Below are 22,897 nucleotides of genomic sequence, written 5' to 3' on the forward strand. Positions count from 1 at the left end.
GCTCCCTCAAGGGGAGCGAGTGCCCTTGAGGGTTAGAAACTCATGTCCACCTTGGTCCAGAGCGTGCGCCCCGGTTCATTGATCGCTTGCGGGTCGTTGGCCGGGTAGCCGAACCCGGCGTTGCCCGCCAGGTTCAGGTGTTCGGCGTAAGCCTTGCCAAACAGGTTGTCGACGCCGGTACTGACCTTCCAGTGTTTGTTGATCCGGTAGGCACCGTTGAGCGAGAACACGCCGAAGCCTGAACTCTTGTCGTAATCCTTGCCGACCACGTTGCCCTTGTTCTGGTCGATACGGTTTTGCGCGGCAACCACCCTCCACAGTGCGCCGGCGCTCCAGTTGTCTTCGGTATAAGTCAGGCCGAAACGGGCATCCAGCGGTGGCATCTGCGGCAGGGCCTTGCCGTCGGTGCTGTTCTTGCCCCAGGCGTAGGCCAGGGTCGCATCGGCTTTCCAGTTGTCGGTGAGTTTGTAAGCGGCACCGAGTTCACCGCCCATGATCCGCGCGTCGATGTTCTCGGCGCGGGAAGTGCTCATGCCCATCATCCCCGGGGTGTAATCGAACAGGATGTAATCGCGCACCTGGCCGATGTAACCCGAGGCCCAGGCTTCAAGCTCGGCGCTCTTATAGTTCACGCCAAAGTCGAGCTGGGTGGTCTTTTCCGGCTTGATCGAATCGAACGCATTGACCGAACCCGCCGGGCCGGATTTGGGCGAAAACAGCTCCCAGTAATCCGGAAAACGCTGGGCGTGGCCGAGCCCGGCGTAGAGCGTGGTCGGGCTGTCAGCCAAGTCATGCTCGTAACGGATGAAACCACTCGGCAGGGTGTCGGCGCGGGTATCGCCAGCGGTCGGGTTCGGCCGGGACATCATTCCCGAGCCGGTGCTCTGCCGATAATCCTTGGCCGAGGCGCGGTCGACCCGGGCGCCGGCAATCAGCCGGTCGCGGTCGGCGGCGTACCAGGTCATTTCGCTGAACACGCCGTAGTTATGGAAGTCGGCGTCCTTGGTGAACGGCTGATCCTTGTAGGTATCGATGCCCATGCCGCTGCGCTGCCGGTGTTCGTTGGTCTGCGCATCGAGCCCGGTGATCAGCTGGATGTCGGCCCAGCGCCAGGTGGCCTTGATGCGCGCGCCGAGGGTACGACGGTCGACGTTGGACGCCATCGGTCCCGCCATCATCCCGGTGCCGGACGGCGTGCGCAGGGTGTAGTTGTCCATCACGTGGTCGGCGTAGTTGTAGTAGACCTGCGCTTCAAGCTTCTCCAGCACGTCGCTGATGTTGGATTTCTCAAAACGCAGACCGAGGCTTTCACGCAGGAATTGCGAGCCGTCCATGCCGCGCCCGGCGTAGCGTGCTTCGCCGTCGCCCTTGCCGGCGGTGAGTTCGATCAGGGTGTCGGCATCCGGGGTCCAACCCAGCGCCACGTCGCCGTTCCACTTGTCATAGCGCGAGGCAACGATGTCGTTGTTGCCGTCGCGGTAGTCGTCGGAATGCGCGGTGTTGCCGATCACCCGCACATAGCCGAGCGGGCCGCCGGCTGCTGCATCGACGACTTTGTCGAAGCGCCCGTGGGAGCCGGCCAGTACGCTGGCGTTCACCCGGGTGCCGAGCTCGCCGAAGCTTTCCGGCTCGCGGTCGAACAGGATCGTGCCGGCCGACGCGCCCGGTCCGTAGAGCACGGTTTGCGGGCCTTTGATCACGGTGAGTTTGTCGTAGGTTTCGGGCGAGATGTACGAGGTCGGCGCGTCCATCCGGCCGGGGCAGGCGCCGAGCATCATGCTGCCGTTGGTGAGGATGTTCAGGCGCGAACCGAACATGCCGCGCAATACCGGATCACCGTTGGTGCCGCCGTTGCGCACCAGGGCGAAGCCGGGAATGGTCTTCAGGTAGTCGCCGCCGTCGCTGGCCGGCACCGGTTGGCGCGGGTCTTTCGGGTTGGTGACGATGGTCAGCGGCGAGCTCGGGGCGATGGCGGTGATCACCGTCGGGCTCAGCTCATCAGTGTGGCCGGCGTGTTCGTCGGCGTGGACCAGCGGGGACAGCAGGACGCCGCAAAGGACGGCGGTCGCGTGCCTGAAACGAACGCGGGATTCGTTCAGGGCAAAGGACGCCGGGGCAGAACCCGGGCGTGGGGCAGCAGAAAACCTGGACATGACAATTTCCATCAAACAGTCGTAAACGACACGGCCGGCAGCCTGAGGCTGTCTTCTCAACCGTGTGCAATCAGAGGTGGGTGTTTACGCTGCGACGGGCGGGGCGCGGGTGCGGGCGCCGGGGAAGAAGGTCTGCCGGGCATGGCCCAGACGCGGGGAGGGCGGGGTGAAGGTGTTGACGAGCGGAATGCTGAAAGTGGCGAAGCTGCCGCCGCCGGTCAGCGCCGGGCAGTTGAACAGCAGGCTGCAATAGCCGCATTTTTCCCACAGCACATGGTGCGAGGATTGCGGCGGACAGTGTTCGGCGGTGGGTTGCGCGGTGTGCCCGGAGTGATCCATACCCGACATGTCCATCGACATGTCCATGCTCATTGGCATGGTTGTCGAGGCGTGCTGATCCATCGGCATTGACTGGGAAATCAGCGGGCCGATGAAGATCATCAACATGGCGAACAGGGCGATCCAGCTGCCGCGGGTCAGGTGTTCAGTCTGACGGCGTTGCAGGGAGGGCCTGGCGCTCAGGGGGCGCATGGGTGGAGTCTGCCGGAACGGTTACTGGGCGTGCGCGTGGGCTTGCGTGGCTTGCGGCGGCTTCTTCTGCACGGCAACTTCGACGGTCACGTCACCGGCCTTTTCAAAGTGCATCGTCAGGGGAAAGCGCTTGCCGTCGGTCAGCAGACTGCGGTCGGTCGGATTCATCAGCATCACGTGATAGGCCATCGGCGCGAATGTCACGTTTTCACCGGCCGGGATCGCCACGTTCGGCACCTGTTGCATCTTCATCAGATCGCCCTGCATCACGTGCTCGTGCAGTTCCGCTGTCGGGGCAATCGGCGAGTCGACGCTGAGCAGGCGGTCAGCCGTCTTGCCGGCGTTGTGAATGATGAAATACGCGGCAACGGTCGGCGCGTTCGGCGGCAGTTCCTGCGACCACGGGTGGGCGATTTCCAGCTCGCCGGCCTTGTATTCGTGGGCATGGACGAAGCACGCAGGCAGCAAAAGCGCAGCGATGACGATGAATTTGTTCAACATGGCAGTTCTCCAGAACGATTTGAAACGCAGGTCAAATGCGGGAACAAATCAGACCAGAGGAGAGGCGCGGGGATTGAGGCTCGGCCATTGCTGGCGCGGTGTCGGGGTTTGCAGCAAGGCGGGCGCCACACTGCGATTACTTTCGTACTGAGCGAAATACAGCTGCGGCGAATGCCCCGGCAACGCCACCACCGGCGCCGATCCGGAACAGCACCAGCAATGCTGCATGGTCGAATGATTGTCACCGCTTTGCGGCGCTTTTTGATCGAGGCTGCCGATGTCGATCGCCACCATCTTCGTCCCGCTGCCGGTGCAGAAACTGCTCCACAACAACTGCTCGGCCGGCGTCTGCGCCGCCTGCGCCATCGCTCCCGTCAACGGCATGGCGAGCATGTTGAACAGCACTGCAAAGCAGGCGATCCAGGCAAATGCGAGCCGGTGTCGGTTCATGGGACAGATCCGTGGGGTGGGCGATCAGGCGCGGCTATTTAGCCTGATCAGGGCCGATAAGTAAAAAAGCGTCGTGCGGTTTGGTGTCGCAGAGGATTCAGCCTGCTACGGCATGCAGCCGCAAACCCAGCGCCTTCATGACTTTCATGATAGTCGCGAATTCCGGATTTCCAGTGCTGCTCAGCGCTTTATAAAGGCTTTCACGACCCAGACCTGCATCCCGCGCAACCTGAGTCATGCCTTGGGCGCGGGCAATGTCATTAAGCGCTGCACGGATGAGAACGCCATCGCCAGCATCTTCGTCAAAACAGGCGTCCAGGTAAGCCGCCATTTCCTCCGGCGTTTTAAGAAACTCTGCAGCGTCGAAGCGGGTGAATTTTTCGGTCATGACTTACTCCTCATTACCGATGCTTTGCGCCATCCGGATGGCGCGTTTGATATCTCGTTTTTGTGTCGACTTGTCGCCCCCCAGCAGTAGCAGATAAATCACGTTACCTTTACGTGTGAAGTACATCCTGTAGCCGGGACCGTAATGAACGCGCATTTCATAAACGGCACTGCCAACGAACTCGCAATCACCCATATTTCCATGCTCTGCACCTCGAATTCTGGCGATGATGCGAGCTTTGCCGTTGGTGTCTTTCATCGAGTCGAGCCAATCGGCAAATGCAGGGGATCGTTCAAATTCGATCATGTCGAAATCGTATTCCTTGGGATACAGACTGACAAGCCGCATTTTTCTTGAAGGCAGCAGTGCGCTTCAAGAATTTGCTCGCTGCAAATCTGTGTGGATTAAAGGAATCGAAATCTTGGCGTGAGGTGGCAGGGGCGAACAGTCGGCTGGTTCCTGAAATTCTGCCGGTCAAATCAAGGATTAGCTCGAAATCAGGAATTATCTGACGTAGAGAGGGCTTCCAGGACTTCAGACGTACTCTTGAACTCCCGATCAACCCTCGCCAACACCGGCCGCTTCAACACCATCACCGGAACCCCAAGCTCCCGCGCCACTTCCAGTTTCGGCTCGGTTGCGGTGCTGCCGCTGTTCTTGCTGATCAGCACGTCGATCTGCCGGCTTTCGAACAGGGTCCGTTCATCCTGCAGCAGAAACGGTCCACGGGCGCCGATGATTTCGCAGCGTTCGTTGCCGGGATAAATGTCGAGGGCGCGCAGGGTCCAGAACTGGTGCGCGGGGATTTCGTCGAGGTGTTGCAGCGGTTCGCGGCCCAGGGTGAACAGGGGGCGGCGGAAGGGTTCGAGGGCGGTGATCAGTTCGGCCCAGTCGGCGACTTCGCGCCAGTCATCGCCGGGTTGCGGTTGCCACGCGGGGCGGCGCAGGGCCCAGCAGGGAATGCCGGTGAGTTGCGCAGCGGTGGCGGCGTTCTGGCTAATCTGTGCGGCGTAGGGGTGGGTCGCGTCGAGCAAAAGTGTGATGCCTTCGTCGCGAATGAACTGCGCCAGACCTTCGTCGCCACCGTAGCCGCCGACGCGCACCTGACACGTCAGATCGGTCGGCACCCGGCCGACGCCGGCCAGGCTGTAGATGTGCTCCGGTCCCAACGTGCGTGCGATGGCGAGCGCTTCAGTCACGCCGCCGAGCAACAAGATTCGCTTCATTCAAAGGCACCCGCATGGCCAACAATGCCACCCTGACGATCAATCGCAAACACCTCGACCTGCACCTGAGCCAGCACCACGCTGCGGGCGAACTCCAGAGCATGGCGGCAAACTTCATCACCGAGGGCAACACCCGCCGCACTGGCCATCGCCAACGCCTGCTGGCTGGTGTTCGCCCCGCGAATGGCTTGCTGCAAGGTGTCGTCGGCGCCAATTGCCGCCGCCCAGTCGGCCAGTTGCGGCAGGTCGATGCTCGAATGACGCGAGTGCAGGTCCATGTGCCCGGCCGCCAGTTTGCTGATCTTGCCGAAGCCCCCGCACAGGCTGAGTTTATCCACAGGCACTTTGCGCAGGTGCTTGAGCACGGCGCCGACGAAGTCGCCCATTTCGATCAAGGCGATTTCCGGGAGGTTGTAGACCCGGCGCATGGTGTCTTCGCTGGCGTTGCCGGTGCAGGCGGCGATGTGCAGGTAGCCGTTGGTTTTTGCCACGTCGATGCCTTGATGGATCGAGGCAATGTACGCCGCGCAGGAAAACGGCCGGACGATGCCGCTGGTGCCGAGGATCGACAGCCCGCCCAAAATCCCCAGGCGCGGGTTCATGGTTTTCAATGCCAAAGCTTCGCCGCCCTCGACATTGACCGTCACCTCGAAGCCGCCGCGATAGCCGGTTTCTTCGGCGAGCAGGGTCAGGTGATCGCTGATCATCTTGCGCGGCACCGGGTTGATCGCCGGTTCGCCGACGCCCAGCACCAGCCCCGGCCGGGTCACGGTGCCGACGCCCTTGCCGGCCATGAAGCGAATCCCCGGCTCGGCCATCAGCCGCACCCGCGAATAAAGCAGGGCGCCGTGAGTCACGTCCGGATCATCGCCGGCATCCTTGATCGTTCCGGCTTCGGCGCCGTCTTCGGTCAGCCGGCAGAACTCCAGACGCATCTGCACCTGCTTGCCCTTGGGCAACACGATCTGCACGGCGTCGGCCGATGAGCCACCGAGCAGCAGACGGGCAGCGGCGAGGCTGGTGGCCGTGGCGCAGCTGCCGGTGGTCAGACCGCTGCGCAGGGGCGCGGGTTGTTCGGCGGTTTCGTCACGCATCAAGGGGTTTGACCAGATCGAGCAGGGAGATCGGCAAGGCCTGGCGCCAGGTGTCGAACTCGCCCAGCGGCTGTGCCTGGGCAATGTGGATGCGGGTCAACTCGCCACCGTGGCGTTCGCGCCAGGCCATCAAGGTCATTTCGCTTTGCAGCGTCACGGCGTTGGCCACCAGTCGGCCACCGGGTTTGAGGTGTTCCCAGCAGGTGTCGAGCACCCCTTCGCGGGTCACGCCGCCGCCGATGAAAATGGCGTCCGGACGCTCAAGACCGGCGAGGGCCTGAGGAGCACTGCCGCGAATCAGTTGCAGGCCAGGAACGCCCAAGGCATCACGGTTGTGTTCGATCAGTTGCTGGCGACCCTCGTCGGCCTCGATGGCCAGGGCGCGGCAGCTCGGGTGCGCGCGCATCCACTCGATGCCGATCGAGCCGCTGCCGGCGCCGACGTCCCACAACAGTTCGCCCGGGGTCGGGGCGAGGCGGGCGAGGGTGATGGCGCGTACGTCGCGCTTGGTCAGTTGGCCGTCGTGCTCGAAGGCCGAGTCCGGCAGGCCGGCCAAGCGCGACAGGCGCGGTGTATGCGGATCGGCCATGCATTCGATGGCGATCACATTGAGGTCGGCAATGAGCGGATCGTTCCAGTGGTTGGCGGTGCTGTCGATTCGGCGTTCGGCGCTGCCGCCCAGATGCTCCAGGACGCTCAGACGACTGGCGCCGAATCCGCGTTCACGCAGCAACGTGGCAACCGCCGCCGGGCTCTGGCCGTCATTGCTCAGCAGCAACAGGCGCACGCCGCTGAACAGTTGCGCATTGAGGGCCGCAAGAGGGCGGGCCACCAGCGACAGCACATTGACGTCCTGCAACGGCCAGCCCAGTCGGGAGGCCGCCAGCGAGCATGAGGATGGCGATGGCAGAACCAGCATTTCGGTTCCTGGCACCTGCCGCGCCAGACTTGCGCCAACGCCGTAGAACATCGGATCACCGCTGGCCAGCACGCACACCGCTTCGCCACGGCGTTCAAGAACCGGGGCCAGGGAGAACGGGCTCGGCCACAACTGGCGCTCGCCACCGATGCACGCCGGCAACAGGTCCAGTTGACGCTGGCCGCCGATGATCCGCGAGGCGCCCAGCACGGCGCGGCGGGCATTCTTGCCCAGGCCCTTGAAGCCGTCTTCACCGATTCCCACTACCGTCAGCCAGGGTGTCATGCCGTTCCTCAATCTCATGCGCCGTTCAAGCGGCGCATGATAGCGCGGCTTCTGTTGTCTGGCGCTGCTGCCTTGTTGCAGGCGAAGGCAGCGGTAGACATGTTATGTGGTTGAAAACCGATTGGCGGATCGAACGTCTTTGTTATTTTGGTTTTTGATCAAGTTGAACGTTACCCATAAAACGGGCTGGATCATCTTCTGAACGATTATTTAATTAACTAGTGATTGAACGCCTTGCTGGCGTCCGGTGATAGGGATGTGAGGATAAACATGGATGACATAAAACATAATGCGACACTAGTCGGCGATATATTGCTGACCGGCAGTCGGGGGCAATCAAACGAGGATTATCAGTTCGCGTTGAACTGTACTTACCTGGCACAGCGCCAGGCGGATATGACTTATAACAGTGCGACCCAGCCTGGACGATGGACCGATTATTTTACCGATGTACTGTGGTCGCATGGCTGGAGCCGTGATTATCAACCGATCGAGCACGTTCAAACGCAGTTCAGGGGCAGCGTGCGCGAGGTCTGGTCACGACTGGCATCGCCGCTGCTGAGTGCTGAACAGGTGGCTGGCGTTGATCGAGGGCTGATGGCGCTCGAAGGCGACGTTGAACTGTTGAAAAAGGTCAAAGGCCTTAGTGGCAAGGTCTTCGATTTCAAAATCATGCCGATCAATTACAACGCCAATGGTGATATGGAATTGATCGTGACAAATACCCGGTTCATCAAGTCGAGCCTGAACACCGGGTATTTTTTCTGGAACGTTTCGCAAGTAATGACTCAGCTGGATGTTCTGGCTCGGAAGGTGGTGATCAGTCGCCGGGTCTTGGACGCTCGTCGAGCCAGTGTGATAAAGGCGCTGGAGGGGATCAAATTCAATTTCGAGGATTACCCGCTGTGACCGCCTCCCTCTGAGGCGATTTTCTTCCACGGGAATAGCCCGGCAACGCAGAATCCGACCGGCAGGCATTTTCATGCGCTCGGGCAAAGCAGGCATAATGGCGACCTTTCGCCCTCACGGTGCTGCCAGCCAGCCGGTCATCCCTTGAACGAACGCTCGATGTCAACAGCTCTACGCCCCTCGGCTTGTCCGGGGTTGCTGCGTATCGTCCAGGCGCTGGATGGCGGTATCTGCCGGATCAAACTCAATGGTGGTTCGATCAGCGCCGATCAGGCTGAGGTGGTGGCGCATGCCGCCGAGCGTTTCGCCAGTGGCGTGATCGAGGCAACCAACCGTGCCAACCTGCAGATTCGCGGGATCGGCGAGCACGGCACCGCGCTGATCGACAGGCTGCTGGCCGCCGGCCTCGGGCCGCGAACCGCCGCCGGTGATGATGTGCGCAACCTGATGCTAAGCCCTGCTGCAGGGATCGACCCGCAGATGCGCCTGGATACCCGCACGCTCGCCGGGCAGATTCTCGATACCCTGCAAAGCCATCCGCGTTTCCACGAGTTGAGCGCCAAGTTCGCCGTGCAACTGGATGGCGGTGAAGCGCTGGCGATGCTCGAACATCCCCATGATCTGTGGTTGTCGGTATACGACGAGCGCGGGGAAACGCTGTTGGCATTCGGCCTGGCGGGTTGCCCGACGGAGCGACCGCTGGCCGCCGTGGCGCTTGCGCACGGACATGCGCTGGTGGTGGCGGTACTGGAGGTGTTCCTCGATCTGGCTCGACCGGAGCAGACGCGAATGCGTCATCTGCTGGATGAATGTCCGGCGCCGATGTTCCTGGCAACACTCGGGCGGCGGATCCGTCTGCAAAGCGTCGGCGACTGGCGGCGTGAATCGACGCCGGAAGGCTTGCACATCGGCATCCATCCTCAGCCATCGGCCGGTCAGGTGTATGTCGGTGCCGCACCGGCGTTTGGCCGCCTCGATCCGGACATGCTGCGTGGCGCCGCGCAACTGGCCAGAACTTTCGGCGACGGCACCCTGCGTTTCACCCCTTGGCAGAGTCTGTTGCTGCCCAATGTGCGGGAAACCGCTGCGGTTCAAGTGCTCGACGAATTGGGCAAGCTGAACCTGCTGACCCATGCCGAAAATCCTGTAGCGCACCTGATCGCCTGCACCGGCTCCAACGGTTGCGGCAAAGGCCTGGCCGACACCAAACACGATGCCCGCCTTTTGGCGACGCTGTTGCCCCACGCCGTGGATGTGCACCTGTCCGGCTGCTCGCGTTCCTGCGCCGCCGCCCACCGTGCTCCGGCAACGTTGCTGGCCGTCAGCCCCGGTCATTACGACCTCTACATTCGCGATGCAGCGGTGCCCGGTTTCGGCGCGCTGCACGCTCAAAACCTTACTATCGAAGCGGCCGCGACCCTGCTCGTCGCCCGCTCACGGAGCCCCCTTGATGCTTGATTACATCCGCGACGGTCAGGAGATCTATCGCAACTCCTTCGCGATCATTCGCCGCGAGGCCAACCTCGCGCGCATCCCGGCCGACCTGGAAAAACTCGCCGTGCGGGTGATCCACGCCTGCGGCATGGTCGAGGCCATCGACGGGCTGCAATTCTCCGCAGGCGCCGGCAAGGCGGGGCGCGATGCGCTGGCTGCCGGTGCGCCGATCCTGTGCGATGCGCGGATGGTTTCCGAGGGCGTGACCCGTGCGCGCCTGCCGGCCAACAACGAAGTGATCTGCACCCTGCGCGACGACAGCGTGCCGGAGCTGGCGCGCGAGCTGGGCAACACCCGCTCGGCAGCGGCGCTGGAACTGTGGCGTCCGCATCTGGAGGGCAGCGTGGTGGTGATCGGCAACGCGCCGACCGCGCTGTTCTATCTGCTGGAAATGCTCGACGCCGGTGCCCCGAAACCGGCGCTGATCCTCGGCTTTCCGGTGGGCTTCGTCGGCGCTGCCGAATCCAAGGCCGAGCTGGCCGCCAACAGCCGTGGGGTGCCGTTCGTGATCATGCAGGGCCGCCTCGGCGGCAGCGCCATGGCCGCCGCGGCGGTCAATGCCCTCGCCACGGAGATCGAATGATGCAGGTTCAAGGACGTTTGATTGGCCTGGGCGTCGGCCCCGGTGATCCGGAACTGATTACCGTCAAGGCCCTGCGCCTGTTGCGCGAGTCGCCGGTGGTGGCGTACTTCGTGGCCAAGGGCAAAAAGGGTAACGCGTTCGGCATCATCGAAGCGCACCTGCAGGACGCGCAGAATCTGCTGCCGCTGGTGTACCCGGTAACCACCGAAGTACTGCCGGCGCCACTGTCCTACGAACAGGTGATCAGCGATTTCTACGATGACGCCGCCGAGGAAGTGGCCGTGCATCTGGATGCCGGCCGCGATGTAGCGGTGATCTGCGAAGGTGACCCGTTCTTCTACGGTTCCTACATGTACCTGCATGACCGCCTGGCCAACCGTTATGAAGCCGAAGTGGTGCCGGGCGTCTGCTCGATGCTCGGCGGCGCGTCGGTGCTGGGCGCGCCGCTGGTGTATCGCAATCAGAGCCTGTCGGTATTGTCCGGTGTCCTGCCTCATGACGAGCTCAAACGTCGTCTGGCCGATGCCGACGCGGCGGTGATCATGAAGCTGGGGCGCAACTTTCCGAAAGTGCGTGATGTGTTGGCGGAGCTGGGCCTGGCCGAGCGTGCGCTGTACGTCGAGCGCGCGACCATGGCCAACCAGAAGATCGTGCCGCTGGATGAGGTCGAGCCGATGTCGTCACCGTACTTCTCGCTGATCATTGTGCCCGGCGAACGGTGGCAAGGCTGATGACTCATTCCACACCGGCCATCGTCATTCTCGGCCAGGGCGCGTTCGCTACGGCCCGTCGCCTTCAGCAGGTCTATCCGGCCGCGCAGATTCATGGGCTCAAAGGGCGCGTCGAAGGCGCCGACCTGACTTACAGCGACTTCGGCGCGACCCTGCGCGAGCTGTATCAACAGGACACGCCGATCATTGCCCTGTGCGCGGCGGGCATTGTCATCCGCACGTTGGCGCCGCTGTTGCTGGAGAAGGGCGCCGAGCCAGCGGTGCTCGCCGTGGCTGAAGACGGCAGCGCCGTGGTGCCGCTGCTCGGCGGCCTCGGCGGGGTCAATGGCATGGCCCGCGAGATCGCGGCTGCACTTGAAGTGGCAGCGGCAATCACCACCAGCGGCGAGTTGCGTTTCGGTACTTGCCTGCTCAATCCACCCGGCGGTTACGCGCTCGGCGATCTGGAGCAGGGCAAGCGATTTGTCTCTGATCTGCTCGCCGGCCACAGCGTGCGCATCGACGGTGCCGCGCCGTGGCTTGCGCAGGCGCAACTGCCGGAAGATCCACAGGCGCAGCGCTCGATTCATGTGGGCAGCGATGCTCGCGCGGCGAGCGCCAGTGAGTTGTTGATTTATCCACGCAGTGTGGCGGTAGCGGTAGCGGTAGGTGCTGACGTGGTCGACCTGCCGGGCACCATCCGTGATGCGTTGCAGCAGGCTGGTGTGGCGATTCAATCGCTGGCCTGTCTGGTGGCGGCGGACGTTCAGATGGCCAGCCCGGCGCTGCGTGAAGCAGCGCTCGAGCTGGGAGTGCCGCTGCGCTTTGTCGCGCCGGCGAGTGACATTGGTGAGCTGGCTCGCGATGCTGTCCCCGACGCTCGAATCATCAAAACATCCCGCGACCTTGCCATCGCAGTGGCAGAACAGCCACTGGATGTTTCGCAGATCGGTCGTCCGCGCGGACGTCTGGCCGTCATCGGCCTCGGCCCGGGCGCGGCAGAGCTGATGGTGCCGGCGGTAAAAGCCGAGCTGGCCCGTGCCACCGACGTATTGGGTTATGAAACCTACGTGCGCATGGCAGGTCCCTTCCGCGACGATCAGGTGCAGCATTGCACCGACAACCGCGAAGAAATGCAGCGTGCCCGCCACGCTTTCCGACTGGCCGCACAGGGCCGTTCGGTGATTGTGGTTTCGTCCGGCGATCCGGGGGTGTTCGCCATGGCGGCGGCGGTGCTCGAAGCGTTGCACGAGTCGACGGATCCGGCGTGGCACAGCGTCGATCTGGAAATCCTGCCGGGTGTGTCCGCGTCACTTGCCACCGCCGCTCAGGCCGGTGCACCGCTGGGACACGACTTTTGCGTGATGTCGCTGTCGGACAACCTCAAGCCGTGGTCGATCATTGAGAAGCGCCTGGACCTGGCCGCCGAGGCCGATCTGGCATTGGCGTTTTACAACCCGATCTCCCGCGCCCGTCCGTGGCAGTTGGGACGAGCCCTGGAAATCGTTGCCCAACATCGCACGCCGCAGACGCCGGTGGTGCTCGGTCGCGATATCGGCAGACCGGGACAGACTCTGCGTACCACTACGCTGGGCGCATTGACCCCGGATCAGGTGGACATGCGCACCATGGTGCTGATCGGTTCATCCACCACCTGCACCTTCCCCCGCGCGACGGAAGGCGACTGGGTGTACACCCCCCGCTGGTATGGCGAAAAGCCTGGCGGCTGATGCTCCTTTCCATGACGTGTGCCCCCTCGGGTATCGATTGACAAGACAAGGCCGCGAATGGTTTGTTCGCGGCCTTGTCTTTCGTATCGCACGGCAATTTATATATCTGTGACACTTGTTTGGAAGTTTTGATGTCGCGGGAAGTTTCCGTTGAAATCGTTTGAATGGCTTGTTGTTTGTTGAGTTGGTTTTTTTATACTAGTTTCGCTTCCGGAAAGTGCGTGTCGAATCTGTTGTTCGTGCATTGATATCAACTTGTTGCAAGAGCGGTTTTTTTGTAATGGGTATTCGTGTGCGTGATTTTCAATCGGCTCGTGTAATTTATTATTTCGGGGGTTCATGTATGCGGGAAATTAATAATGATGTTGCCGATGTCGGTCATTTGAAGTTTGCGACGTTGTTCAAGTTTTCCGAATTTGAGCAGGCTTTGCAGCCTTACAAGGACAGCGCGCAATATGACGCGGCGCTTCTTTACTATTCTGCGTGTATCGATCTGCTCGACTCGCCTCGACTGTTGCAACCGCTGGCGCTGCTCAAGCAGGCACTGGGAGAATTGAACAAGGGGCGAGTGCGCCGTAGTTTAGAGAAGGCACCGGTATCGACACCGGACGGCGGGACAGCGCCGAATCTTGCGCAGATCTTTGACAGGCTCGAAGTTGTCGAGTCGCGCCTGCACTCCAGTGTCGAGTTGATGAAACTTCCGGCTACGGCCGTGCCGAAAATCCTGCACTTCGTCTGGCTCGGTGGCGGGCTCGGCGAGATCCAGCGCGACTACATCAATCTCTGGAAACAAGTGCTGGCTGGAGAGGGTTACAAGATCAACCTCTGGTATGACAGTGATGCCATGTTGGCGCATGAAACCAATCGGCTGATCAGCGAGGCTGCGAAACTGCACAGCCTGCAGAACGGCGGTATGGATAGCTCCACTGAAGCGCAGCTTGGATCAATGTATGAGGCGCGGGCCATCGTACTGAAACAGCAGATGTTCGCGCACATCAATCAGGCTGTTGCAAACGGGGTGTCGGCTGATGAGGCTCGGACGCAGTTGTTGAGTCGGGCGTACGGACAGCAGGCAGAAAGACTCAAATCGTTGAAAGAGCGCAATTTGCAGAGCGTGCATGCGTTGGTCGGTGGCGACTTGCAGTTGCGTGATCTCGCCGGGGCTGCGCAACCCATGCGGCTACAAGCGATCTACGATCAGGAGATGCGCTTGCGCGGCAATCTTGCCGCCGGGTCCGATGTCGTGCGGCTGGAGGCATTGCTCCCCGAAGGGGGGCTGTACGCGGATGTCGATAATCTCCCGCCGTTCATGAAGGTACTGGGCGGCGTGGATATCAGTACGGTCGGAAGCGATGGCCAGCGGGGGATTTTGCAATTATTGCTGGACCACAATCCGCACTGGATGCCGGGGCGCCAGGCAGTGCGCAGCGGTTACACGGATTATGCCGACAGTATTCCCGCAGAGCATCGCCAGGCGCTGGAAGCGTTCGCCGGAAGCCGCCCTGCGCTGAATCAGGTTTTCCAGCCCCCTTCCGATCTCCTTGCACGCCCCTACATGTTGCGTGCTGTGCGTGAGGGCAATTCGTTGAGCAATGCCTGGCTGATGGCGCACCCGGGCTCGCCAATGCTGGAGGCCGTCATGCAGCGGCTGGGTTTTAACTATCAAGTGGTCAACGCAGTGTTCCGGACGGCGGCTGAAAAAGGTGTAGCCCCTCACGACGATGACTCCATGCAAGCCCTGGCGATCGCGGAGCTTGAGGATCGCCTCGGTGCCCTGGAGGGGCTGTCGGACCAGGATGAAATCGCGATGAGATATCTGGCGGACGCCGCTGCCAGTTACTACAGCGACGGCATTCGCCTTGAACGTGAGGGCACGATCTATCTCACCGGACCGGCTGCCATGCGTCTTGGCATGGGAGATTACGAGCAGGCGCATTTCACCCCGCGTGCTGGCGAAGCCTCTCGGGCTGAAGTCGGCATTGAACCGAAGGGCACGGTCAGTCGTTCAAGCGAGGAAGAGCTGGATCATTCCTGGAAAGAAAACGGAGCCGATGAACAACAGTGGGTCAGGAACGAACAGCAGCGTTTTCGCGACGGCCGATACACCACCCGTTACGCCGGCGACCTCGACGAACTGCTCAATCATTCCACCGTCGAGTTCGAGCTCGGCTGGCCGCTCATTGAAGGGCGCCATGTTCTGCTGACCGGGCTGCTGCAACGCCTGGCCGAGCGTCTGGGTAAACCGTTTACCCAGGCGATGATGAACGGCCATGACGGCCCGGTAGTGTTCGTCGACCGGCTGCCACTGGATTTCGACGACCGTCAGGCGATCCGCAATCAGGACACGCGGCTGCGACCACCGGCTTCTCTGGCCAATGAACAGACCCGGAGCCTTGCGCTGGACGAAGTGCTGGTGCGTCTGGGGGCGGGCTCCTTGCAACGGGCTCACCTCAGTCCGTTGCAGCGCCTGACACTCGGGGCCTTGCTCGGCGTTGAATCGCTGGATGAACAGAGTTTGCTGGCGCAGAACAGTGTGATGGAAAACCTGATCAACAGTGTCAGGGAGCGCGGGACTTCGGGACGGTTCGGGGCGATCGAGCAGCATCTGTTTCAGCGCAGGGACACCGCATTCGTTGCCGGGTTGAACAGTGTCCAGCACGAACTGCCGATGGACTTGCCGAGTGCGCTGAGTCTGAAGAAAGCCGCCCTGGCCGGGGCGACGACGCTGTATGAGTGGGGGCAGCAGGTCGCGCAGATCAAGAAGGTGGCCCTCCAGGAACATCGTGAGCAAGTGCAGGATCGCCTGGAGCAGGTGCTCAATCAGCTCGAGGGCGGTGCCGTGAAACTGGCGCCACAGGACCTGCTGATGCACGGAATGGGCGATATGACTGCCGGGCGATGTTTTCCTCTTGCGCTGGCGATGAGTGCAGCCATCACTGAGGGCAAGGCTGCCACCCAGCGATTGCACGAGCGTTTTTACCTTGCGGTACTCGAGCCGGAACACGCTGACACAATCGCCTTTCTGGGGGCACTTGAGGAGATGCGTGGCGTGAAGTATGGCGATGTCGGGACTCCGCTGGGGCGGCTGGATCTGGACCAGGTCACGGCGACCCTCGAGGAGTCTGTCGGTACTCGAACCTTGATGCTCAACTCTGACAATCATTCGATGCTGGTTGCTCGTACCGTCAACGGCACGGAAGTCATCTACCACTTTTATGATCCCAACTTCGGCCTCTTCGAGTTCGAGACTGCTGCCACATTCAGAGCGGTACTGACGAGATTTTTCCAGAGAGGCATGACCAGACATTACGCCGCCTATGGTGAGCCTGACCGTCCGCAGTTCGATCTGATCGATCTCCAGGGGGAACGGGTAGCCGATCTGGATCTGTCGAGCGGTGCCAAGGTGGCACACCTTTTAAGGGAGGATGCGTTGCCGAGCATGCCGCTGCGCAGGGTTCGCCAGCGGCTTTTCAGCGCACACGGACAATCGCTGGTTGAAAATCCACACCTGGCCAGCACATTGCTGCAGTCCGACAGCCACTGGTGGGCCGAACAGGTCGCAGACGTGACTTCGCGGTTGCAGGAGGGGCATGAGTCAGTGTCGCCACTGGTGCCGTTATTCGAGTCGCTGGAGGTCACCCTCGAGGGCACCTATCGGGTGAGCATGCTCGATCCGAAGAGCGGCGAGGTGATGGCAACGGTCATCAGCCGCGACAGCCGTCTGCTGCGGATCAAAAATTATCTGGCCGAGCTGTTTTCGACGCTGGCCCAAAAACGTACCCGGGCCGGCGCGCCAGTCGATCCGACGGAAGCTTCCGCTGTTCACACTCTCAACGCCGGGTTCGCCGTTCAGGCGTTGATGAATGCCTTGCGCGACCGCGAAGGTGAAGGCCGCACATTGACCACCGCCGTGCAATGGCATGCCTACGTCAACTATGCGCAGCTGGTGCATGGCAATCTGGTGGACGTGGCGGGGCTGGTCGGGGTCCTGCAAACGGCATTGCGTGATGAAAGGATCATGGCCCGGACCACTGGGCAAGTGGTGGCCGAAGCGCTGGCGCCACTGACCGCCAGGACATTGGGCAATGTGGCGGGGCATGTGGCCAATGAAGGCGTTGGCGCGGTACTGGGGCTGGCCAATGTCGGGTTCGATATCTATCAGTTGGCGAACGCAAAGAACGATGTGGAGGTCGCGACTTACGGTACTCAGTTGGGCTTTGACGCGGCGAGCCTGGCCCTGACCGGTACAGGGCTTGCTGCGGCGGCCCTGGGGGCGGGTACGGCCGCTGCGGTGCTGGGTGGCGCCGGGGTGATTCTGGGCGGGCTGGCGATCGGGGTGACCGCGTTGGCACATGCCTACGCCATCATTGCCGAGGAGGCAAAAGCCGTCGGTCTGTTCTTCGATGAAATCGAGCAGGCTCATCGCGGTGCCGGCTACCGGTACGACGGCACGCAAGGTGCCTGGCTGCCGCGACCGTCGCTGATTATCAGGCAGCTGGATCTGGGCAACGGCAGGATGCAGCTGGACAGCACCCGGCTGTATCCGCTGCGTGATCATTTCGGAGTGCCGGAATTCGAAGCCGATTACTCACGCGCCATCAACCTCAGTGCCGAATTGGGTTATCCCGACGAGATGAGTTTCACTGCGCCCTCCGATCAACCCATCGTTTTACCCTGTACACCGCTGAACTGTTATCGCTACGAGTACAAGACCCTGCCGTTTGTCTCGGTGTTTCACGACAAGGGTTTTGACATTGCACGTCGCCTGGAAAAGAAAAAACCGGACGGCCAATGGCTGTTCCTGTTTTCGTTCTATTCCTTTCCCAGCGAATACGTCGTCTATCGGATTTATCCCGATTACCGACCCACCGATATCACCGTCAAGCTTGATGCCCGCGAGCGCAAGCTGGTCGTGCCGGTGATCCCGTCCCTGTGGCGGGGCAAGGTTTCCTATCGGCTGCAGGGGGGCGGCGGGACTTGCACGCTGGTGCTCAATCCCGGTGTCGACGTTGAGTTGCAGACGATTGGTGCGCAGAAGGATCGCTGGATTATCGCGGCGCCCTGGGCTCGTGAAACCGACATCGTGTTCGGCGAGGACGGCCGGTTCAGCGTCAAGGATTGCCGGTTCAAGGTCAGTGCCGGTGTTCCACCTGATCTGTATGTGCTGCTCGAAGGCGGCAACCTGTTCAAAGTCGAAGGCCGCATACTCACGTTATTGCTGGACCACCCCCCTCAGGAACAGCACGGACAGGTATTGCAGAATCATCTGCAGGAACTGGCCCGGGCCCATCGGCTGGTGCTGCCCTACACGCCGATCCACGATTATCTGATTCCATTCGAACCAGCCGATGCACCGCGTTACACCACCGGTTGGTACGACGCCCGTGAGGACCGGATTCTTTACGTGCGCAATGATGACGTGTCGGCCGACGATGCGCAGTTGTCGGTCGTGGTGGGCGAGTCGGCGTTTTTTCAATCGGCCGAGGGTTTCGAAATCTGGCAGGTCGAGGCGAACACCGGGTTGCTCAGCCATCGCTATCGTCTGTTGTTAAAGCCGCGTGGCACCAGCTCGATTCGCAGTGTGGAGGCCGACGGGCAGGGTGTGGTTCATGTGGTGCAGGAGTATCTGCAGGCCGACGGCCGTGTGGAGCGCTTCAATTACCTCATTCACGATGGGCAGTTATGGTTGAGTTCAGTCACGCGCGGTCTTGAACCGGCATTCGAGGCGCTCCTTGATGAAACGGCCCCGTTGACCGATTGGACGTCTGTGCTCGGCGAACAGATCGTGCTCAAGTCGAGTCATGACAAGTCCTACGCGACGGTCCACTGGCAGCTCGCGCCCTATGTGTCGATCTGCTGGATGATCGAAAAAAACCTCCGTGACATGGCCTGGATCCGCACCCGCGACGACCTGATCATTCGCCCGGTGCCGCGTCGTCATCGCGCCCGGGGCTGGGCCGATTCGATCCAGAATCTGAACGACCTGATGCTGCTGACGGTGGCTGATGACAGCGATGTATTTGTCATCTATGACCGTAACGCGCAGACCCTGTGCCGGACGCACCGCACCAAGGTCAAGGGACAGGTGCAATGGGCACACCGCTGGGTGCAACCGGCTGGATTGAAGCAGATTGCCGCACAGGAAAACGGCTATCTGGCGAGTACCGCAGAGGGGCTTTCGTTTGAAATCGACAGCACCGGTGAGGTGCGCTTCGCCGTTGTGGGCGAACAATGGCTCAAGGGCCGCGCCCAATGGTGGCTGGCGCTGGAAGGGCTGGCCAAGCGGTACTCCGTTGAACGGTTCACGATTGTCGGCGTTGCCAATGCCACCGCAGACGCGCGTTTGCATGCCTGGTACGTGGATAGTCATCTGGTGCTGTGTAGGGCGCGACAGGGCGATGTACGTCTTCTGGGACTGACCCCCGACAGACAGGCGGCGTGGTTGTTCGAACCAGCGGCAGGGCAAGTCTGGCGGCAGGCGTTGATCGATCCGCAGCGACTGGATCAGGCGTTCGGAACCGCTGCGCAGCTGTTGCACGCTGAAGTGTTGCCCTTGCCGGAACGGCAATGGGCACCGTGGAGCTTCGCCGACGTCAGGATCGACGGTACGGGGCTGCTGGGCACGACCCTCGATGGCCAGGTGTTGCAGTTGCACGCTGAGGCGCAACCTGTGCTGGCCGGTGTGGCGCTCGATTGGGTGGTCGCTCATGACGAGCACCTGATCCGTGACCTCAAGGCCATGCTGGTGAACCAGGCGCATCGCCCGTTCATTTCCATCGCCACCCGCGACGCCAGCGCGTGCTGGTACTTCGTCGACAGTGCGCGATTGATCCGGATCGCAGCGCAGGATCTACCCGGGGATTACGAGTTGCTGGGCGTCCGGCGACCCTCGGATGTCCTTCTGAACGATTCAGGGCAGCGACTGATTCGGGGTTATCCGAGCAAGCGGCAGATCGGGCCGCTGGATTACGTCCAGCGCAACGCCGAGGTGCTGGTGATCGAAGGGCAGGTGGATGCGCCGAACTTGTTGCCGCTGATTCCCGATGGCGTGCGCACACTGGTGGTGCGGATGGGCCACGGCTCCATGAAGTGCCATCTGTCGCAGGCTCTGACGCGCAGACTGGAACGGCTGGTCATTGATGCCCGGTTCCCGATGGCCGGCCCGCCAGCGCTGATGAGTCGCCTGATCTGGACGCTGGACACATCGCAAGCGCTGGAGGTCGGCATTGCCGGGGATCACCTGATGCTGATCGATCCTGATTCCGGACTCTGCGTGTTGTTCCGTGATGCCTGCGCGAACGATCCGGCATTGCACGGCGACGTCATACTCGAGGTCAAGGGGTTGCGACCTTGCCAGATATCGACGCTCGCTCGAGGGATGATGGGGCGCAAGGGCGGGACAGGCAGCGTGACACTCAAAAGCTTGATAGAGGAGGCGAAGAGCAAGGTCATGACTGAATCAACGATTTGAGTTAACGATTCAGTTGTGCTTGAAAAATAGTTGTCAGTGACCAAAGAAGACCGCCGATGGAAGTATTGGCGGTCTTTTGCATTCCGGTTTTATGGCACCAGATAGCCCTTGACCCCGGTGAAGATGATCTGTGCGGCCAGCGCACACACGAATAATCCCATCAGGCGACTGACGATCTGCAAGCCTTGATCGCCGAGGATCCGTTCGATGCGATTCGACAGATAAAGCACGACACCCACGGTAAAGCTGGCCAGGGCGATGCTCATGATGGCGGTGAGTTTATCGTCCCAGTGGGGCTGACTGACGCCCATGACCAGCAACGCACCAATAGTGCCCGGGCCGACAGTCAGGGGAATGGTCAGCGGCACGATCGTCACGTCCTGCTGCACATTGTCCGTCTGCACCACCGACTTGCCTTGCGCCATGCCCAGTGCAGAGATGAACAGCACGCTGCCGGCGCCGATCCGGAAAGCATCCACGGTAATGCCGAACACATCGAAAATCACTCGCCCGAACAAATACAGAAGAACGCTGGAGACCAGCGTGGCGATCGCCACTTTCCAGGCCAGGCGTCGTTGCTCCTTGCGCGAATAACCACGGGTCAGGCTGATAAAGCAGGACAGCACGAAGAACGGGCTGTAGAGCACAAGCATCTTCAGGTAAACGCTGAACAACACATGGAGCATGGTTTCGACTCGCCGCTGTGGAGTGGACGACGTGGAGTCTATCAGTGGTTTAGTTGTTTGTGTCTGGAAGCGTGGTTTTAATCAGGTTTGATTTAACTTGTATGGAAGTTGCTAAGTGGGTGGAAAGTTCAGATATCAAGTTACATGTTTTGCTTTGTTGTTTGTTTGATACTTGGTTATTGTTATTTGGCAAGTTCATGAGGAGCTTGTGATTCTAACTAATGGATGTGTCAAATGTATAATCAAGCTGTTCGTGAAAGTTATGTAAACACCTGTCTTGAAACGCTGGGTGAGTGTGATATCGGTGATCCGCTGATTATCAAGCCACGTGGCTTGCAGATTTCCGGTGATGATGTTGAAGCGCCGTCGCGCGGTAGCATCGTCGGTGAGGGCGTGCTGGGTTTCTCCAGTAACCTCACTGGCGATAACAAGTCCGATGCGCAGAATGCTTTTTTATTCGCAACGCGTGCAGCAAACAAAAAATACCCTGAAGAATCTCAGGGCAAGGAATGGTACCTGTACTTCCGGGACATCATGACCATGGCAGGCTGGACCCCTGTCAGCCGTTACTACAGCGATCTGCAAGTGGGTGGTACCAGTGTTCGCATGGACAAACTGGTTCTGGAGATTCTGGGCTCGGTGGTCGCTGGTGTTGCCTTGCCTGGCCCAACCAGCGCATTGATGCTGAAAGTAGCGGGCGATGCCATTGCCGCCCTGCAAAAGCGTGACACCGCAGCACTGACCGTTTACGAACGCAATCTGCTCGAGCATGGCGTCGGTGGTGTTTCCAGCGCCGCCTGCGTGGAAGTCGACGGTGAAGCGATCATGGCGGTCGGCGCAGTGCGCTTCCTGCGTCGGAACACCTCGACCAAAGTCATGTTTGTGGATGTTGATATTCGTAATGTGAAGTTGTATCGCGGTGAAACGGTATTTGCCAAAAATACATTCGTGGCGGATGGCGTCCGTGATTTGATCAAGAACAAGTTGATTCCGCATAAAGACAAAATTGACGAGATCGACATTTGATGAGTGAAAAGGCGGCCGTAACAGGTCGCCTTTTTTATGGGGGGACGATATGAAACTTGATTATTCGGTTTTGATCGTTGGCGCTTGCGTGATGTTGCTACCGACAGCGGACGATGCGGATAGTTACAGCGATCTGGTCAACTCCGTGTTGTTGGCGCAGTTGGCCGCGAGCAAGAAAGTCGAAAAGTCGCAAGGTAGCGACTGGTATGACGCTTACATCCAATTGATGGATGACTACTGGCTGCGCTACGCGCGCGCCCGACAAGACTGGTCCGTCAATGAGGGGGATGTCGAATCCGTCAGCGAATGGATCAGTGGCGCTATTGCCAAAGGTGATTCGCAAAACGCCAGTGCTGCGGTGGCGACCTTGCAGCGTTTGGCTCAGTTATCGGGAGCCGATCCCGTCATGGCGCTGCTGCGAGCGCACGTGCAAAGGACCAAGTTCCTACCCGGTGAGGCTCATGACCCTGCCGGATCCGTGCGATTGCTAGTGATCATTGCCTCGACGCCAATGCGCATTTCGAGCGTCTATGTTGAGTTCCAGGCTCATGGGTCTATCGAACTCAACCCGCTGGCCCAGCGTTTCGAAGCACGGGACATACAGGGAGCGGTCTGCTTGCGCTACGCCAAAGCCAGTTTGTCGGAAACACTCTACGGGCCTGTACGTGATGCCATCGCCTTGAAAGTCAGGGACAGGCGTGCGGCTCACGTTTTGCAGATGGCTGTTGAATAACGGCGAGA

General features: G+C 60.7%; 18 protein-coding genes. 8 read left to right on the forward strand and 10 right to left on the reverse strand.

The genetic code is table 11. The features are described 5' to 3' along the window. Positions 1 to 32: 32 nt before the first annotated feature. The 9 genes from ACTJK9_RS15805 to cbiE form a co-directional block, all read right to left on the reverse strand. A complete protein-coding gene (locus ACTJK9_RS15805; protein WP_440814765.1) occupies positions 33 to 2,153 on the reverse strand; it encodes a TonB-dependent copper receptor in 2,121 nt (706 codons plus the stop codon). An 84-nt stretch (positions 2,154 to 2,237) separates the two neighbouring features. Continuing rightward, entirely contained in the window at positions 2,238 to 2,684 is a 447-nt protein-coding gene (locus ACTJK9_RS15810) for a DUF2946 domain-containing protein (RefSeq protein ID WP_440814767.1), read from the reverse strand. A 21-nt stretch (positions 2,685 to 2,705) separates the two neighbouring features. Beyond that, complete coding sequence (locus ACTJK9_RS15815; protein ID WP_085611022.1) at positions 2,706 to 3,185, reverse strand: copper chaperone PCu(A)C; 480 nt, start codon at positions 3,183 to 3,185, stop codon at positions 2,706 to 2,708. A gap of 48 nt (positions 3,186 to 3,233) precedes the next feature. Continuing rightward, positions 3,234 to 3,635 carry a DUF2946 domain-containing protein gene (locus tag ACTJK9_RS15820; RefSeq protein WP_039772017.1) on the reverse strand — a complete coding sequence of 134 codons (402 nt, stop codon included), beginning with the start codon at positions 3,633 to 3,635 and terminating at the stop codon, positions 3,234 to 3,236. Positions 3,636 to 3,732: 97 nt separating this feature from the next. Next, entirely contained in the window at positions 3,733 to 4,023 is a 291-nt protein-coding gene (locus ACTJK9_RS15825; RefSeq protein WP_085609233.1) for an addiction module antidote protein, read from the reverse strand. A gap of 3 nt (positions 4,024 to 4,026) precedes the next feature. Then, the gene (locus ACTJK9_RS15830) at positions 4,027 to 4,329 is read right to left on the reverse strand and encodes a type II toxin-antitoxin system RelE/ParE family toxin (protein WP_085611238.1); all 303 of its coding nucleotides are present in this window, start codon (positions 4,327 to 4,329) and stop codon (positions 4,027 to 4,029) included. 191 nt (positions 4,330 to 4,520) lie between these two features. After that, the gene (locus ACTJK9_RS15835) at positions 4,521 to 5,249 is read right to left on the reverse strand and encodes a cobalt-precorrin-6A reductase (RefSeq protein ID WP_440814769.1); all 729 of its coding nucleotides are present in this window, start codon (positions 5,247 to 5,249) and stop codon (positions 4,521 to 4,523) included. Then, entirely contained in the window at positions 5,246 to 6,343 is a 1,098-nt protein-coding gene (locus ACTJK9_RS15840; RefSeq protein WP_440814771.1) for a cobalt-precorrin-5B (C(1))-methyltransferase, read from the reverse strand. The genes ACTJK9_RS15835 and ACTJK9_RS15840 overlap by 4 nt, the downstream gene beginning before the upstream one ends. Further along, positions 6,336 to 7,547: a precorrin-6y C5,15-methyltransferase (decarboxylating) subunit CbiE gene (gene cbiE / locus ACTJK9_RS15845; RefSeq protein ID WP_440814773.1), complete on the reverse strand. Its 1,212-nt coding sequence runs from the start codon at positions 7,545 to 7,547 to the stop codon at positions 6,336 to 6,338. The genes ACTJK9_RS15840 and cbiE overlap by 8 nt, the downstream gene beginning before the upstream one ends. Positions 7,548 to 7,817: 270 nt before the next feature. Between cbiE and ACTJK9_RS15850 the strand changes: the two genes are divergently transcribed. From ACTJK9_RS15850 to ACTJK9_RS15875, 6 genes are all read left to right on the forward strand, one after another. Further along, positions 7,818 to 8,456: a hypothetical protein gene (locus ACTJK9_RS15850; RefSeq protein ID WP_221398603.1), complete on the forward strand. Its 639-nt coding sequence runs from the start codon at positions 7,818 to 7,820 to the stop codon at positions 8,454 to 8,456. A gap of 159 nt (positions 8,457 to 8,615) precedes the next feature. After that, positions 8,616 to 9,914 carry a precorrin-3B synthase gene (cobG, locus tag ACTJK9_RS15855; RefSeq protein ID WP_440814775.1) on the forward strand — a complete coding sequence of 433 codons (1,299 nt, stop codon included), beginning with the start codon at positions 8,616 to 8,618 and terminating at the stop codon, positions 9,912 to 9,914. Further along, positions 9,907 to 10,533 carry a precorrin-8X methylmutase gene (locus ACTJK9_RS15860; RefSeq protein ID WP_064593212.1) on the forward strand — a complete coding sequence of 209 codons (627 nt, stop codon included), beginning with the start codon at positions 9,907 to 9,909 and terminating at the stop codon, positions 10,531 to 10,533. The genes cobG and ACTJK9_RS15860 overlap by 8 nt, the downstream gene beginning before the upstream one ends. Then, positions 10,530 to 11,264: a precorrin-2 C(20)-methyltransferase gene (locus ACTJK9_RS15865; protein WP_440814777.1), complete on the forward strand. Its 735-nt coding sequence runs from the start codon at positions 10,530 to 10,532 to the stop codon at positions 11,262 to 11,264. Before ACTJK9_RS15860 ends, ACTJK9_RS15865 begins: the two co-directional genes overlap by 4 nt. Continuing rightward, a complete protein-coding gene (gene cobJ / locus ACTJK9_RS15870; RefSeq protein WP_440814779.1) occupies positions 11,264 to 12,973 on the forward strand; it encodes a precorrin-3B C(17)-methyltransferase in 1,710 nt (569 codons plus the stop codon). Before ACTJK9_RS15865 ends, cobJ begins: the two co-directional genes overlap by 1 nt. A gap of 343 nt (positions 12,974 to 13,316) precedes the next feature. Continuing rightward, entirely contained in the window at positions 13,317 to 20,444 is a 7,128-nt protein-coding gene (locus tag ACTJK9_RS15875; RefSeq protein WP_440814781.1) for a TcdA/TcdB pore-forming domain-containing protein, read from the forward strand. Between the two features lie 89 nt (positions 20,445 to 20,533). Here ACTJK9_RS15875 and ACTJK9_RS15880 read toward each other — a convergent pair whose 3' ends face one another. After that, positions 20,534 to 21,130 (reverse strand): MarC family protein, encoded by a 597-nt coding sequence (locus ACTJK9_RS15880; protein ID WP_064593220.1) that lies wholly within the window; start codon positions 21,128 to 21,130, stop codon positions 20,534 to 20,536. Positions 21,131 to 21,364: 234 nt separating this feature from the next. Here ACTJK9_RS15880 and ACTJK9_RS15885 point away from each other — a divergent pair, with 234 nt between their 5' ends. Next, on the forward strand, positions 21,365 to 22,156 hold the full coding sequence (locus ACTJK9_RS15885) for a hypothetical protein (protein ID WP_440814784.1): 792 nt from the start codon (positions 21,365 to 21,367) through the stop codon (positions 22,154 to 22,156). A 49-nt stretch (positions 22,157 to 22,205) separates the two neighbouring features. Next, positions 22,206 to 22,889, forward strand: a complete 684-nt coding sequence (locus tag ACTJK9_RS15890; RefSeq protein WP_440814786.1) for a hypothetical protein — start codon at positions 22,206 to 22,208, stop codon at positions 22,887 to 22,889. Positions 22,890 to 22,897 lie beyond the last annotated feature (8 nt).

The organism is Pseudomonas sp. 22082, assembly GCF_052046055.1.
Lineage (GTDB): Bacteria > Pseudomonadota > Gammaproteobacteria > Pseudomonadales > Pseudomonadaceae > Aquipseudomonas > Aquipseudomonas pharyngis.